We start from the raw sequence: 15,335 nt of genomic DNA on the forward strand, positions 1-15,335 counted from the left end.
GCCGCCAATCCGACGCCCTCGCCGCCTTCCTGACCATCCGCAAGATGCTCGTCGAACAACTCGGCAGCGAACCCGGCGAAGAACTCCGCCACGTCCAGCAGCACATCCTGCGCACCGCCGACAACCCGGACCACGTCCGCGTCGCGGCACCGACCTCCGCACCGGTCCGCACCTCGATCCTGACCAACCACCTGGAGAACAGGTGGCGGCTGATCGGCTCGCCCAGCTTCGGCTGACGGAACGCCGCTATCGGGGAGCTAGGCGCGGTACGGACCCTGGTCACGGCGGCAGTTCGCCGCCCGACTCCCGAGACCGCGAAGAGGGCCTGGCATGAGCGTGACCGCTGCGGCGACCGACGAGCAGGGCACGGCGGGCGATCCGACCGCCGTGCCCGCCGCCCGACTGGCGGACCTGGTCGGCGACCGGGCGGACGGATGGGACCGGGCGGGTGTGCTGCCGGTCGACCTGCTGCGCGGGCTCGGCGCGGACGGCCTGCTGTGCGCGGAGGTCCCCGTCGAGCACGGCGGCCTCGGCTGGACGAGCCTGGCCAACGGCGGGTTCACCGCCCACACCGGCGGTCTGTGCAGTTCCCTGCGCAGCGTCCAGACGTCGCAGGGCATGGCGGCCTGGACCGTGCAGCGCCTCGGGGAACGCGCCCAGCGCGCGGAGTACCTGCGCAGGCTGACCGGCGGTGAGCTGGCCGCCGTCGGGTTCAGCGAGCCGCACGCGGGCAGCGACCTGGCCGCGATGTCCACGACGATCCGCCAGGACGGCGACTCGGTGGTCGTCGACGGGCACAAGGTGTGGGTCACGGCCGCCGCCTACGCGGACCTCGTCGTGGTGTTCGGCCGGTACTCGGAGGGCGGTGGCGCCGCGGTCGTGGTGCCGGTCGGCTCGCCGGGCGTCCGGGTCGAGCGGGTCGCCGACCCGCTGGGCTGCCGCGCGGCCGGGCACGCCGAGGTGTTCCTGGACTCGGTCCGGGTGCCCTCGTCGGCGGTGCTCGGCGCGGGCGCGGGGCTCGGGCTGCTGGTCGCGTCGGCGCTGGCCTACGGCCGCAAGTCGGTCGCCTGGGGCTGCGTCGGCATCCTGCGCGCGTGCCGCGACGCGGCCGTGCGGCACGCCGCCACCCGCGAGCAGTTCGGCAAACCGCTGGCCGAGCACCAGCTCGTGGCCCGGCACCTGGCGGAGCTGGTCACCGGCGCGCACGTGGCGACCCTGCTGTGCGAGCACGCGAGCCGCTGCTGGGACAGCGGGTCGCCGGAGTCGGTGATCTCCACGCTGCTGGCGAAGAACGAGAGCGCGCGGCTCGCGGCTCGCGGTGCCGCGGCGGCGGTCCAGGTGCTCGCGTCCGCGGGCGCGCGGGACGGGCACGTGGTGGCCCGCGCCTTCCGCGACGCGAAGCTGATGGAGATCATCGAGGGCAGCACCGAGATGTGCCAGGTGCTGCTGGCCGAGCACGCCGTGCGCGCGCTCGGCTGAGCGCCCCCGATCGCGGGGCAACCCTTTTCGATCTTGACGCGTGTTCCCGTGTGCGAGCACACCACGACCCTTGGGGGCACCATGCGCAAGACGACGTCGGCGGCCGTTCTGACCGCCGTGGCACTGATCGGCCTCACTCCCGCGGCGACCGCCCGGCCGAGCTACCCGTGGCCGCCCGCGGAGGTCACGCCGGTCCACAAGACGAAGGCGGAGCTCCAGGAGCAGGCCGACGGGTTCTCCGAGCACCAGCGGCAGACCTTCCCGTCGCTCTTCCCCGACGCGCGGACCGTGACGGCGGGCGCGTGGGGCGGCGAGGCGGAGGGCGTCTTCGACGACATGCAGTACATGGTCAACGCCGTCGCGATCACCTACCCGGACCGGAACGCCACCGTGTACACGCAGGTCCACGCTCCCGGCCACCACACCGACTCGCCGGAGCAGCTCTGCGAGCGGGAGAGGTGCACCGGCGCGGCGGGCGACCACCGCGGCGGCGTGGTCGTCTTCACCGAGCTGGACCGGTTCGGCATCAGGGTGGCGACGAACTTCCGCCCGAACGGCGAGGTGGTCTGGGCCCAGGGCACGACGGCCGACGCCCCGGCCCGGTTGGCGGCGGTGGCCGTCGACCGCGCCTACACGTTCACCGGCTAGCGGTTCCGGTGGTGTGACGTGAGGGGCGGCCCCGGCCAGGGGGCCGCCCCTCCGCGTCACGTCCGGATCCTGGTCTCCAGCACCGGCGGCCGGAGGGCGGCCAGCCGGTCCCGCTTGGCCTGGTCGCTCACGCCGAGACCGGCCTCGGGTGCGAGGCAGAGCACCCCGACCTTCCCGGTGTGGCTGTTGGTCTGCACGACCCTGGCCGCCTCGCCGACACCGTCCAGCGAGTGCACCTCCGACAGCACCGGCAGCACCTGCCCGAGGTCGAACAGCCGGTTGGACTCCCACTGCTCCTGGAGGTTCGCGCCGTGGCTGCCGATCAGCCGCTTGAGCTTCATCCACAGGTAGCGGTTGTCGTAGGTGTGCTGGTAGCCGGTGCTCGACCCGCAGGTGACCACCGAGCCGCCGCGGCGGGCGACGAACATCGAGATGCCGAACGTGGCCCGGCCGACGTGGTCGAACACGATGTGCGGGTCTTCCCCGGTCTCCTTGCGGATGATGGAGCCGATCCTCTTGCCCGCCTTCAGCACCGCGCTGGGGTCGCCGGGGTCGCCCATGCCGATCTCGGACCGGTCGATCACCACGTCGCAGCCCAGCTTGCGCACCAGGTCCGCCTTCTCCTCGGACCCGACGACGCCGACCGCGACACCACCGGCCTGCTTCACCATCTGCACGCCGAACGCGCCCAGTCCGCCCGCGGCGCCCCAGATGAGCACGACGTCGCCGAGCTTCATCCTGGCGCCGCGCTCGCTGATGAGCATCCGGTAGGCGGTGGCCGCGCACACCGGGGTGCTGGCGGCCTCCTCCCACGTGAGGTGCGCGGGCTTGGGGACGAGCTGGCTGGCCCGCACGACCGCGTAGTGCGCGAGACCGCCGTAGTTCGTCTCGTACCCCCACGCCCGCTGCGACGTGCCGATCATGCCGTCGTTCTGCACGGCCGGTTCCTGGTCGTCCACGTGCACCGGGGTGACGACCACGCGGTCGCCGACCTGCCAGCGCCGCACGCCGACACCGGCGCGCACGACCACGCCGGACGCGTCCGAGCCGAGGACGTGGAACGGCTGGTCGTGCCGCCGCGCCCAGCCGCCCTCGCGCCCGAAGTGCTTGAGGAACGCGAAGGTCGGCACCGGGTCGAACGTGGCCGACCACACCGTGTTGTAGTTGATCGAGCTGGCCATCAGCGCGACCAGCACCTCGTCCGGCGCGAGTTCCGGCATCGGCACCTCGCCGACCCTGATGGACTTGCGGACGTCCTTGTCCTCGACGCCCTGGAACATGTCGGTGTCCTCGGCGCGGGTGTGCGCCGCCCGGTACCGCTCGGGCACCGGGTGCCCGAGCAGTTCGTCCGCGCCTGCGCCGCGCACCGCGGCCGCTGCGAGAGCATCCATGGTCTGCCTCATCTCCTCGGTCGGGGGTCGGCTACTCCGAACGCCTGCGGGCCACGCTGTGGACGTAGGACTCCACGGGCAGCGTCCACGCCGAGGGCACCCGCCCCAGCTTCTGCATCGCCCGCACGACCGGGCTGGTCTCCATCCCGATGAACGGGCTGCCCATCGTCGTCGCCTGCATCTGGAAGGCGACGTGCCTCCTGAGCCTGGTGTTGCCCACCTCGGCGACCCGCCGGAAGTGGCTGCCCGGCGCCATCCGCTTGCGGATGCCCGCCCGCACCTGCTCGGAGATGTCCTCTTCGGACAGCCACTCGAAGCCCGGCACGTCCCGCTTGAGCAGCGTGGTGACGTCGTAGCGGTGCTCGGTGAAGCCGTCGAGGTAGGAGAAGTACCCGCCGGGCTTGAGGACCCTGGCCACCTCGGCGATGAACCGCTCCGGGTGCGGGTAGTTGTGCGAGCTCTCCACGCTGATCACGACGTCGACCTCGGCGTCGCCCAGCGGCAGCGCCTCCGCGTCGCCCTGGACGTAGCGCAGCTGGTCACCGCGGGACAGCAGGGCGTTGGACCGCCGCACGGCCAGCGGGGACAGCTCGACGCCGAGGAACCGGCCGCCGGGAGCCGCGCGGGACAGGAAGTTCAGCCCCTCCCCCGCGCCGCTGCCGATCTCCAGCACGGTCTTGCCCGCGTAGTCGTCCAGCGCGATCGGCAGCTCCCGCAGCGCGCGGAAGTAGAGCTGCTCGGACACGCCGTCGGTGCAGAAACCCAGGCTGCCGGGGAGGACCTCGTCGATCTCCTTCGCGAGGATCGGGTCGTCCATGCCCCAGTTCCAGATCTCGCCGCGCGCGGCCATCATCGCGGCCACGTTGTAGAGCCAGATGGAATGGCCCTTGAACTCGTCACTGGCCTCGGCGTCGAGCACCGCGGACTCGCCGGGGCCGTTGAACCGGCTGACGGTGTCCATGAACGCGTTGATCGCCGCCGGACCGCCGGTGGATTCCATGTGCTTCCCCTGTCGGTTCGCTGAGTGGATCGAGTCTCGCGGGGCGCCGTAGCGTCCCGATATCTGCGCGGTGGCCCCGGTCACCAGGTGACGGGCAGGGCGTTCAACCCGTACGCGGCGGCTTCGTCCTTGAAGGACAGTTCCTCGGCGGGCACCGCGAGGCGCAGGGTCGGCACGCGGCGGAAGAGGGTCTCCAGGACGATCTGGAGCTCGACGCGGGCCATGTGCTGGCCGATGCACATGTGCGCGCCGTACCCGAAGGCGAGGTGGCGGCCCTCGGTGCGCTCGACGTCGAGCCGGTCGGGGTCGGTGAACACCGCCGGGTCGCGGTTGACCGAGGGGCCCAGCGCCACCACGCCGTCACCGGCGCGCACGGTCACGCCCGCGATCGTGACGTCGTCGGTCGCGACGCGGTAGGACACGGGGTTGAGGATGCTGCAGTAGCGCAGCAGCTCCTCCACGGCGGCGGGCCAGCGCTCCGGCTCGCGCTGGAGCAGCGCGAGCTGGTCGGGGTGCTGGAGCAGCGCCGCGATGCTCAGGGAGATCTGGTTGGCCGTGCTCTCGAAGCCCGCGACCAGCAGGGTGAGGGCGAGTTCCACCAGCGCCTGGTGGTCGGTGCCGTCGCCGTCCTCGCGGGCCTTGCGGATGCGGCGGCCGATGAGGTCGTCGGACGGGTCGGCCTCCTTCGCCGTGACGAGCTGGTCGATGTAGCCGAGCAGCGCGCCGATGGCGGCCATCCGCTCCTGCGGCGGCGTGAACAGGTCGATCATGGTGGACGACCGCACGCGGAAGGTGTCGCGGTCGGCGTCGGGCACGCCGAGGAGGTCGCAGATCAGGGTGGTCGGCACCGGCAGCGCCAGCGCGGGCACCAGGTCGGCGGTGCCGTCGCCGTCGAGGATGGCGTCGATCAGCTCGTCGACGACCTTCTGCATGTCGGCCCGCATGGTGTCCACGCGGCGCTGGGTGAACTCGCCGTTGATGGCGCGGCGCGCGGCACCGTGCTCGGGCGCGTCCATCTCGCCGATCGACGCGCGGAACCCGACGTCCACGTTGTAGGGCACCAGGGACGGGTAGTTGGGCAGCTTGCGGTCCACGCTGAACGCGTCCGACACGAGCAGCTCGCGGGCGGCGGCGTGGGTCCACACCGCCCACGCCTCCTTCCCGGAGCCGAGGCGGACGCGGGTGACCGGTCCCTCCGCGCGGAGTTCGGCGTTGCCGTCGGGTTCGCCGAACGGGCATCCCCGTCGAACGGAGAGGTCGGGGACGGACGGGCTCTCGGTCATGCGGTGGCCTCTTCCTTGTCGACGGCGTCTTCCCGGCCGTCGTGTTCGCGGGTGGGGGTAACGGGGTCGAGGGTCCGGAGCCACTTCTCGACCACGGCGGTGCTGTGCTCCAGGTGCTGCTCGGCGATGCTGAAGTGGTTGCCGGGCACGTCCACGACGGTCTGCGCGCCGTCCCAGCTGGCCCGCCAGTCGTCCGACTCCGGGTCGTCGGTCATGCCCTCGAGCGGCTCGGACGCCCGCACCAGCAGCAGCGGAGCCGCGCAGGGGCCCGGCGTCCAGTCCTCGAACAGGCCGCCGTACCAGGCCATCGCGGTGAGCCTGCCGCTGTCCACGCGGACGTACTGGTCCTCCCGCGCGAACAGGCCGCCCATCAGGAACTCCTGCACCCGGTCCTGCATGATCGTCGGGTCGCCGATCAGGTAGGTGTCCAGCAGCGCCACACCCGTCGGGTGCACGCCGCGGGCCTCCAGCGCGGTGGCGGTGGCGTGCGCGAGGTAGCCGCCCGACGAGCTGCCCAGCAGCACGAACGGCCCCTCGACCTGCTCGGCGATCACGTCGGCGTAGGCGCCGACGAGCGTGTCGACGTCCGCGGCGAGCAGCTCGCCGGGACCGAAGCCGGGCACGTCGAACGCCAGGAACGGCCGCACGCCGCGGAACTGGCCCGCGAAGCGGGCGAACTGGTGGGCGCCCGCGATGGCCACGATGGAGGAGAAGCACACCAGGGTGGGCCGCTCCGGACCGTCGGCGAGGTGCACCGGCTCCGGCAGGGCGGGCCACTGGTCGGGCGAGGTGGCCATCGGCCGCAGGCGGGCGGCCTCGCGGACCAGCCGCTGACCGATCTTGCGCTGACCCAGGCTCAGCGCGTGCCGGAACAGCCCGTCGAGCGCGTCCATCGGGTCTCCGACGACGGGCGCGGGCGGCGGCGCGGGCCTGGTGGCCCTCGTGAGCGAGCGCACCAGCTCGTCCGGGGTGCCCGCGTCGAAGGCGACCGTCGCCTTCAGGCGCAGGCCGGTGACCTTGCTCAGGCCGTTGCGGAGTTCGACCGCGGTCAGCGAGTCGAGGCCGAGTTCGAGGAAGCCCCGGTCGCCGATGACGGCGTCCGGGCCGGGGTAGCCGAGGACCTCGGCGATCTGGCCGAACACGGCGTCCCGCAGGGCCGGGCCGTCCAGGTCGGTGACGCGGCGGCGCGGGGTCGCGGTGGAGCCGCCGCGGACGAGGGCGCGCAGCAGGGGCGGGACGTCGTCGGTGCGGCTCTTCGGCAGCTCCAGACGGGTGGGGACCAGCAGGGGCGCGCCGTCGGCGAGGGCGGCGTCGAACAGGGCCAGCGCCTCGGTCGGGGTGAGCGGTCGGCCGTAGCGGCGCAGCCGTTCCCGCTGGGCCGCGTCGAGGTCGCCGACCACGCCGTCCTCGACGTCCCACGTTCCCCAGGCCAGCGACTGGGCGGGCAGCCCGGTGGCGCGGCGGTGGTGCGCCAGGGCGTCCAGGAAGGTGTTGGCGGCGGCGTAGTCGCCCTGGCCGGGGCTGCCGAACACCCCGGCGGCCGACGAGAACAGCACGAACGCGGCCAGGTCGGTGTCGCGGGTCAGGTCGTGCAGGTGCAGCGCGGCGTCGACCTTGGGGCGCAGCACGAGGTCCGTGCGGCCTGCGTCGGCGTCGGTGACCAGGCCGTCGGCCAGCACACCGGCGGCGTGGACGACGGCGGTCAGCGGGTGCTCGGCGGGCACGGCGGCCAGCAGTGCGGCGAGGGCGTCGCGGTCGGTCACGTCGCACGCGGCGACGTCGACGTGCGCGCCGAGGCCGGTCAGCTCGGCGCGCAGGTCGCTCGCCCCGCCCCGACGGCTCACCAGCAGCAGCCGGGTGACGCCGTGGGCCGTGACGAGGTGCCGGGCCAGGTGGGCGCCGAGCGCTCCGGTGCCGCCGGTGATGAGCACGGTGCCGTTCGGGTCGAACCCGGCGGGATCGCCGTCCGCCGCGGCGCGGACGAGCCTGGGTGCGCGCGGTTCGCCCGCGCGGAGCGCGATCCGCGGTTCGCCGGTGGCCAGCGCCGCGGCGAGCGGGGCGTCGGCCGCGGTGTCCACGTCGATGAGGACGACCCTGTCCGGGTGCTCGGACTGGGCGGCGTGCACCAGGCCCCAGACCGCCGAGTCGGGCAGGTCGGGGACGTCCTCGCCGGGCTCGGTGGCGACGGCGCGGCTGGTGAGGACCACCAGGGTGGCCTGGTCGAGGCGTTCGTCGGCCAGCCAGGCGCGCAGCGCGTCCCGCACGAAGTGCACGGCGTGGTGGGTGTCGGTGGCGACGTCGCCCGCGGGGCGGTCGACCAGGGACAGCACGACGACGTCGGGTGCCTGGTCGGGGATCTCGCCGTGGGTGGCCCACGTCAGCGCCGGGTCGGGGGCGGCCAGCGGGACGGGCCGCCACTCCAGGCGGAACAGGGAGTCCGTCGTGGACGGCACGCCGACCTCGCGGACGACCAGGGAGTCGATGGTGAGGGCCGGGTCGCCGTCGGCGTCGACCGCCTCGACGGCCACCTCGCCGTGGGTCCCGGTGGGGCGGGTGCGCACCCGCAGGGTCGTCGCGCCCGGCGCATGCAGGGTGACGCCGCCGAAGGCGAACGGGAGCGCGCCCGCCGGGACGGTGCCGGGTGGGAGCAGCCCGACCGTCTGGAGGGCGGCGTCCAGCAGGGCCGGGTGCACGCCGAAACCGGCGGCGGGCAGGTCTTCGGGGAGCTCGACCTCGGCGAGGACGTCGTCGTCGAGCCGCCACGCGGACCGCAGGCCGCGGAACGCGGGTCCGTAGTGGACACCGGCCTCGGCGAAGTCCTCGTAGCGCCCGGTCAGGTCGAGCGGCTCGGCTCCGGTGGGCGGCCACTGGCCCGTGCGGTCCGGGGCGCGCCGGGTGGCGGACAGGGTGCCCACGGCGTGCCGCGTCCAGTCCGCCGTGACGTCCCGGCGGGAGTGGACCTCGACGTCGCGGACACCGTCGTCGGCGGGTGGGCCGACGCGCACCTGGACGGTCACGTCGCCCGCGGCGGGGAGCACCAGCGGGGTCTGCACGGTGAGGTCGTCCACGGTGCCGCCGCCCGCGTGCAGGGCCAGGTCGACGAACGCCGCGCCGGGCAGCACCACCGTGCCGCCGAGGGCGTGGTCGGCCAGCCAGGGGCTGGTGGCCAGGGACAGGACGCCGGTGAGCACGGTGCCCCCGTCCGCCACGTCGACCAGCGCGCCCAGCAGCGGGTGCGGGGAGGGTTCGAGGCCCGTGGAGGCGAGGTCGGCGGGGCCGGACCGGATCGGGCCGAGCCAGTACCGCTCCCGCTGGAAGGCGTAGGTGGGCAGGGGGATCCGCCGGGCGGTGGTGCCCGCGAACAGCGGCGTCCAGTCCACCGGCGCGCCCCGCACGTGGGCCTCGGCCAGCGAGCGGGTCATCCGGTCCGCGCCGCCGTCGTCGCGGCGCAGCGAGCCGACGACGACGACGTCCTCCCCGGCGTCCTCGGCGGTGTCGAGCACGGCGGGCACCAGCAACGGGTGCGGGCTGCACTCGACGAACGTCCGGTAGCCCGCGTCGAGCAGGTCGCGCACGGCACCGAGGAAGTCGACCGGTCGGCGGGCGTTGGCGAACCAGTAGTCCGGGGTCAGGCCCGCGTCGCGCACCCACTCCCCCGTGGCGGTGGAGCGCAGCGGGATGCGCGGGGTCCTCGGGCGGATGTCGGCGAGCACGGCGAGCAGCCGGTCGTGGATCCGGTCCACCTGCGGGGAGTGCGAGGCGTAGCCGATGGGGATGCGGCGGGTGCGGACGCCGTCGGCGGTCAGCGCCTCGGCGAGGTCCTCCAGGTCGCCGATCGGTCCGGAGACGGCGACGGAACCGGGGCCGTTGCGGGCCGCGACGGACAGGGTGGGCCGGTCCGCCAGGCGGCGGGCCACCTCGTCCGGTGCCGCGGACACCGAGAGCATGCCCTCCAGCCCGGCCAGCGCGGCCAGTTCGCGGCCCCGGCGGGCCACGACGAGCGCGGCGTCCTCCAGCGTCAGCGCGCCCGCGAAGCAGGCGGCGGCGATCTCGCCCTGCGAGTGCCCGACCACGGCGGCCGGTCGCAGCCCGTGGGAGCGCCACACCTCCGCCAGCGACACCATGACGGCGAACAGCAGGGGCTGGACGACGTCGTCGGAGTCGAGCGGGCGGCCGTCGCGCAGGGCGGCGGTCAGCGACCAGTCCAGGTGCGGCGCGAACGCCGTCTCGCACTCGGCCATGCGGGCGGCGAAGACCGGGGACGCCGCGAGCAGCTCCGCGCCCATGCCGACCCACTGCGAGCCCTGGCCGGGGAACACGAACACGGCCCGGCCCCCGCGCCGGACGCGGCCGGTGACCAGGCCCGCGGCGTGGCCGTCGGCGGCCAGCGCCGCCAGGGCGCCCGCGCGGTCCGGGCCGAGCACGGCGGCGCGGTGCTCGAAGTGCGTGCGGGACAGGGCGAGCGTGCACCCGACGTCCGCGACGTCCTCGGTGGTGTGCGGGGCGAGCCGGGCGGCCTGGTCGGCCAGGCCGCGCTCGGTGCGGGCGGACAGCAGCCACGGCACGGAGACCGGCGCGGTGCCGTCCGCGACCGGTGCGGCGACCGGGGGTTCCTCCAGCACCACGTGCGCGTTGGTGCCGCTCGCGCCGAACGACGACACCCCGCCGCGGCGGGGGCGGTCGCCGCGCGGCCACGGGCGGTTCTCGGTGAGCAGTGCGACGTTGCCCTCTCCCCAGTCGACCTGGCGGGTGGGCGCGTCCACGTGCAGCGTGGACGGCATGGTCTCGTGCCGCAGGGCCAGCAGGAGCTTCAGCACGCCCGCCGCGCCCGCCGCGGCCTGGGTGTGGCCGATGTTGGACTTGAGCGACCCGAACCACACCGGGTCGGCGCGGTCCTGGCCGTAGGCGGCGAGCACGGCCTGCGCCTCGATCGGGTCGCCCAGCACCGTGCCGGTGCCGTGCCCCTCCACCAGGTCCACGTCGGACGGTCGGAGCCGGGCGTCGGCCAGCGCGCTCGCGATGACGCGCTGCTGCGACGGGCCGTTGGGGGCGCTCAGGCCGTTGCTGGCGCCGTCGGAGTTGACCGCGGAGCCGCGCACCACGGCCAGCACCGGGTGGCCGTGGCGCAGGGCGTCGGCCAGGCGCTCGACCAGCAGCACCACCACGCCCTCGCTGAACCCGGTGCCGTCGGCGCCGTCGGCGAACGACTTGCAGCGGCCGTCGGGGGCGAGCGCGCCCGCGGCGGACGCGGCGCTCAGGTACTCCGACGGGTCGGGTAGCACGGTCGCGCCCGCGGCCAGCGCGAGGTCGCACTCCCCCGCGCGCAGCGCCGCGGTGGCCAGGTGCAGCGCCACCAGCGACGACGAGCAGGCGGTGTCGACGGTGACCGTCGGACCCTCCAGCCCGAACGCGTAGGCGAGCCTGCCGGAGGCCACGTTCACCTGGGTGCCCATGGTGACGAAGTTCGCCACGCCCTCGGGCAGGTGGTAGGCCGACGCGTGGGCGTAGTGGGTGCCCATGACGCCCGCGTAGACGCCGGTTCGGCTGCCCTTGAGGGCGGGCAGGGTGAACCCGGCCCGCTCGAACGCCTCCCACGACGTCTCCAGCAGCAGCCGCTGCTGCGGGTCCATCGCCAGGGCCTCGCGCGGCGAGATGCCGAAGAACCCTGCGTCGAAGTGCCCGGCGTCGCGCAGGAACCCGCCGTGCAGGCCGTCGCGCACCGGGCGCTCGCGGTCGGTCGGCAGCTCGCCCACGGCGTCCCGGCCCTCGGCCAGCAGCCGCCACAGCTCCTCGGGCGTGTCGATGCCGCCCGGCAGCCTGCACGCCGCGGCGACGATCGCCACCGGGGCGTGCGCGGCGTCCGCCAGCGCCCTGTTCTCGGCCCGCAGGTGTTCGTTGTCCTGCAACGACTTCCGCAGGGCTTCGACGATCTTGTCAGGCACAGCCATCGGTCGCTCCGTCATTCGTCGTCGGGGAGACCGGAGCCGCCCATGGCCATCCGGACCAGTTCGTCGGCATCCATCTCGCTGAGGTCCTTCGGTGCGCCGTTCGACACGGGATCGGCGAGGCGGAGGAGCCCGTCCAGCAGTCCGGCGGCGCGCAGGCGGTCCACCGGGATCGTGCGGAGCAGGTCCCGGACCTCGCCGTCGGCGACGACCGCCACCGGTTCCGCCGCCACGACCGCCGTCTCCGGGGCGAGCCGCACGGCGAGGTGGGCGGTCACCGCGGCGGGCGTCGGGTGGTCGAACACCAGGGTCGGCGGCAGCCGCAGACCGGTCGCCGCGCCGAGCCGGTTGCGCAGCTCCACGGCGGTGATCGAGTCGAACCCGGTCTCGCCGAACGCCCGGTCGGGGTCGACCGCGGCCGGTCCGGCGTGGCCGAGCACGGCCGCCACCTGGGTCCGCACCAGCTCGTCCAGCAGCAGTTCGGCGCCCTCGGCGTCGAGCGCGGCCAGCCGTCGCCGAAGGTCGGTGCCGCCGTCGGTCGGCAGCGCGCCCGCCGCCGTCCTGCGGGTGCGCCGTCCGGTCACGAGCCCGCGCAGCAGCGGGGGTTCGTCGCCGGGCCGGACACCGCTCAGGTCGATCCGCAGCGGCAGCAGGAGCGCCCGCTCGGGCCGCGCGAGCGCGGCGTCGAACAGGGCGAGCCCCTCGGCGTCGGAGAGTTCGCCGACGCCGTCCCGCAGGCCGCGGGCGACCTGGACCTCACCGAGGCCGCCGGTCATGGCGCCCCGGCGGGCCCACAGGCCCCACCCGAGCGACTGCGCGGGCAGTCCGCCCGCCCGGCGCCGCCTGGCCAGCGCGTCCAGGAACGCGTTGGCCGCGGTGTAGCCCGCCTGGCCCGGCGAGCCGGTGGTGCCCGACGCCGACGAGAACAGCGCGAACACCGGGAGCGGGAGGTGGGCGGTCAGCTCGTGCAGGTTCAGCGCCCCGTCCACCTTGGGGCGCAGCACGGCGTCGAGCTGGTCGGCGGTGAGGTCGGTGACCGGGGCGTCGTCGATCACCCCGGCGCAGTGCACCACCCCGGCCAGCGGGCGGTCGGCGGGAACGGCGGCGAGGACGGCGGCCAGCGCCCGCCGGTCGGCGACGTCGCACGCGGTGAACGTGACGTCGGCGCCGAGCGCGGTCAGGTCGTCGACCAGGCCGTCCGGCGCGCCACCTCGGCCGACGAGCACCAGGGAACGCACGCCGCACACCGCGACCAGGTGCGTGCAGACCGCGCCGCCGAGCACGCCGCCCGCGCCGGTGACCAGCACGGTCCCGTCCGGGATCCACGGCGGCTCGGTGATGCCCGCCGCTCCGGCGCGGGCCAGCCTCGGCACGCGGACCGCGCCGTCGCGGAGGGCGAACTGGGGTTCGCCGGTGGCCACGGCGGCGGCCAGCACCGCGTCGGACGCGGGGAGGCCGTCGGTGTCGGCGAGCACGAACCGGCCGGGGTGCTCGGCCTGCGCGGTGCGGACCAGCCCCCAGACGGCGGCGCCCGCCAGGTCGAGCACGTCCTCGTCGTCGAGGCCGACCGCGCGCCGGGTCACGACCACGAGGGGCTTGTCGTCGACCTCGTCCCGCTCCAGCCTGGCCCGGACCACCTCCAGCGCGTGCCGGACGGCGGCGCGCACGTCGGTGTCGGCGGGGTCGAACCGGACCACTGCGGGTTCGCCGTCCGCGGGGGCGGACGGCACCTGGGGCCAGTCGAGGACGAACAGGGCGTCCTGGGCGGACGCGGCCCTCGGGTCGGGCAGCGGTCGGGCGACCAGGGAGTCCACCGACGCGACCGGAGCGCCCGTCGGGTCGGCCAGCAGCACCTCGGTGCCACCGCCCGCCGTGGGCGTGAGCCGCACCCGGACGGTGGTCGCGGCGGCGGAGTGCAGCCGCAGACCGGTCCAGGAGAACGGCATCGACACCGCCGTGCCGCCGGTCCCGGCCGCGTCCAGCCAGGACGCGTGCAGCGCGGCGTCGAGCAGCGCGGGGTGGATGCCGAACGTCCCCGGCTCGCCGGGGAGGGTCACCTCGGCGAACACCTCGTCGCCCCGGCGCCACGCCGCGGTCAGCCCGCGGAACACGGGCCCGTAGGCGTACCCGGTGTCGGCGAAGTCGTCGTAGAGCCGACCGGTGTCCACCGGGGACGCACCGGTGGGCGGCCACTCGCCCGCCAGCGCGCGGTACCCGTCGGGCAGGGCGGGTTCCTCCGCCGACAGCACGCCCGTGGCGTGCGGCTGCCACGGGCCGTCGTGGCCGGTCCTGGAGTAGATCCGCGCCTGCCGGGTGCCGTCGAGGCCCGGTTCGTCCACCTGGACCTGGAGGGTGAGCCCGCCGGACTCCGGCACGACCACGGGCGCTTGCAGGGTCAGTTCCTCGACGTGCGGGCACCCGACCTGGTCGCCCGCGCGGATCGCGATCTCCGCCAGCGCCGCTCCCGGCACGACGACCGCGCCCAGCAGGGCGTGTTCGGCGAGCCACGGCTGAGCGGCCTGCGAGAGCCGGGCGGTGAACAGGTGGGAGTCGCCGCCCGCCAGGGCCACGCCCGCGCCGAGCACCGGGTGGGCCAGGTCGAGCAGCCCGGCACCGGACACGTCGCCGGTGCTCGCGGCTGGGCCGTCCGGCCAGTACCGCTCGTGCTGGAACGGGTAGGTGGGCAGGTCGGTCCGGGTGCCACCGGACAGGCTCGTCCAGTCCACGTCGACGCCGTTCACCCAGGCGGCGGCGAACGACGTGAGCACGCGCGCCGTGCCACCCTCGTCACGTCGGAGCGTGCCGGTCACCGCGACCTCGCGGCCCAGCCCGAACGCGGTCTCCTCGATGCCGGGCACCAGCACCGGGTGCGGGCTCGGCTCCACGAACACGCCGAACCCGTCGTCCACCAGGGCGTCCACGGCGTCGGCGAGCTGGACCCGCTCGCGCAGGTTGCGGAACCAGTAGTCGCCGTCGGCCACGGCGTCGCGCACCCACTCGCCGGTCACCGTCGAGCGCCAGGGGATCTCGGGCACGAGCGGGGCCACGTCGCGCAGCAGCTCGGCCAGGTCGGCGCGGATCTCCTCCACGACGGCGGAGTGCGAGGCGTAGTCCACGGCGATCCGCCGCACCCGCACGTCACCGCACCGGGCGAGGAACTCCTCCAGGGCGGCCGTCTCACCCGACACGACCACGGACGTCGGCCCGTTCACCGCCGCGATCGACACCCCGGCACCGAGCAGCGCCTCCACGTCGGAGACCGACGCCGACACCGACACCATCCCGCCACGACCGGCCAGCGTGCCGATCGCCCTGCTGCGCAGCGCGACGACACGGGCACCGTCCTCCAGCGACAACGCTCCGGCCACCACCGCGGCGGCGATCTCACCCTGCGAGTGCCCGACGACCGCCGACGGTTCGACGCCGACCGAACGCCAGACCCCGGCCAGCGACACCATCATCGCCCACAGCACCGGCTGCACCACGTCCACCCGCGCCAGCAGGGCTTCATCGGCCAACGCCTCGCGCAGCGACCAGTCCACGAACGGCGCCAACGCCCGCTCGCACTCCGCCATCCGCTCCGCGAACA

At 75.0% G+C, this 15,335-nt stretch carries 8 protein-coding genes; 3 read left to right on the plus strand and 5 right to left on the minus strand.

Translation table 11 applies throughout. The features are described 5' to 3' along the window. The 3 genes from AC156L_RS05750 to AC156L_RS05760 form a co-directional block, all read left to right on the plus strand. Positions 1 to 236: BTAD domain-containing putative transcriptional regulator (locus AC156L_RS05750; RefSeq protein WP_484406653.1), on the plus strand; the 236-nt coding region annotated here is incomplete at its 5' end. Positions 237 to 330: 94 nt separating this feature from the next. Continuing rightward, positions 331 to 1,479 carry an acyl-CoA dehydrogenase family protein gene (locus AC156L_RS05755; RefSeq protein WP_330882157.1) on the plus strand — a complete coding sequence of 383 codons (1,149 nt, stop codon included), beginning with the start codon at positions 331 to 333 and terminating at the stop codon, positions 1,477 to 1,479. A 33-nt stretch (positions 1,480 to 1,512) separates the two neighbouring features. Beyond that, positions 1,513 to 2,127, plus strand: a complete 615-nt coding sequence (locus AC156L_RS05760) for a hypothetical protein (RefSeq protein ID WP_330882159.1) — start codon at positions 1,513 to 1,515, stop codon at positions 2,125 to 2,127. A gap of 56 nt (positions 2,128 to 2,183) precedes the next feature. Here the strand turns inward: AC156L_RS05760 and ccrA are convergent, their stop codons facing one another. The 5 genes from ccrA to AC156L_RS05785 form a co-directional block, all read right to left on the minus strand. Further along, positions 2,184 to 3,518 (minus strand): crotonyl-CoA carboxylase/reductase, encoded by a 1,335-nt coding sequence (gene ccrA / locus AC156L_RS05765; protein ID WP_330882161.1) that lies wholly within the window; start codon positions 3,516 to 3,518, stop codon positions 2,184 to 2,186. 31 nt (positions 3,519 to 3,549) lie between these two features. Continuing rightward, positions 3,550 to 4,518, minus strand: a complete 969-nt coding sequence (locus AC156L_RS05770; RefSeq protein WP_330882163.1) for a class I SAM-dependent methyltransferase — start codon at positions 4,516 to 4,518, stop codon at positions 3,550 to 3,552. A gap of 80 nt (positions 4,519 to 4,598) precedes the next feature. Next, a complete protein-coding gene (locus tag AC156L_RS05775; RefSeq protein WP_330882165.1) occupies positions 4,599 to 5,801 on the minus strand; it encodes a cytochrome P450 in 1,203 nt (400 codons plus the stop codon). Beyond that, complete coding sequence (locus tag AC156L_RS05780; RefSeq protein WP_484406656.1) at positions 5,798 to 11,743, minus strand: SDR family NAD(P)-dependent oxidoreductase; 5,946 nt, start codon at positions 11,741 to 11,743, stop codon at positions 5,798 to 5,800. The genes AC156L_RS05775 and AC156L_RS05780 overlap by 4 nt, the downstream gene beginning before the upstream one ends. A gap of 17 nt (positions 11,744 to 11,760) precedes the next feature. Next, positions 11,761 to 15,321, minus strand: coding sequence for a type I polyketide synthase (locus AC156L_RS05785; RefSeq protein WP_484406654.1), 3,561 nt, complete (start codon positions 15,319 to 15,321; stop codon positions 11,761 to 11,763). Positions 15,322 to 15,335 lie beyond the last annotated feature (14 nt).

It is taken from the genome of Umezawaea sp. (assembly GCF_057122925.1).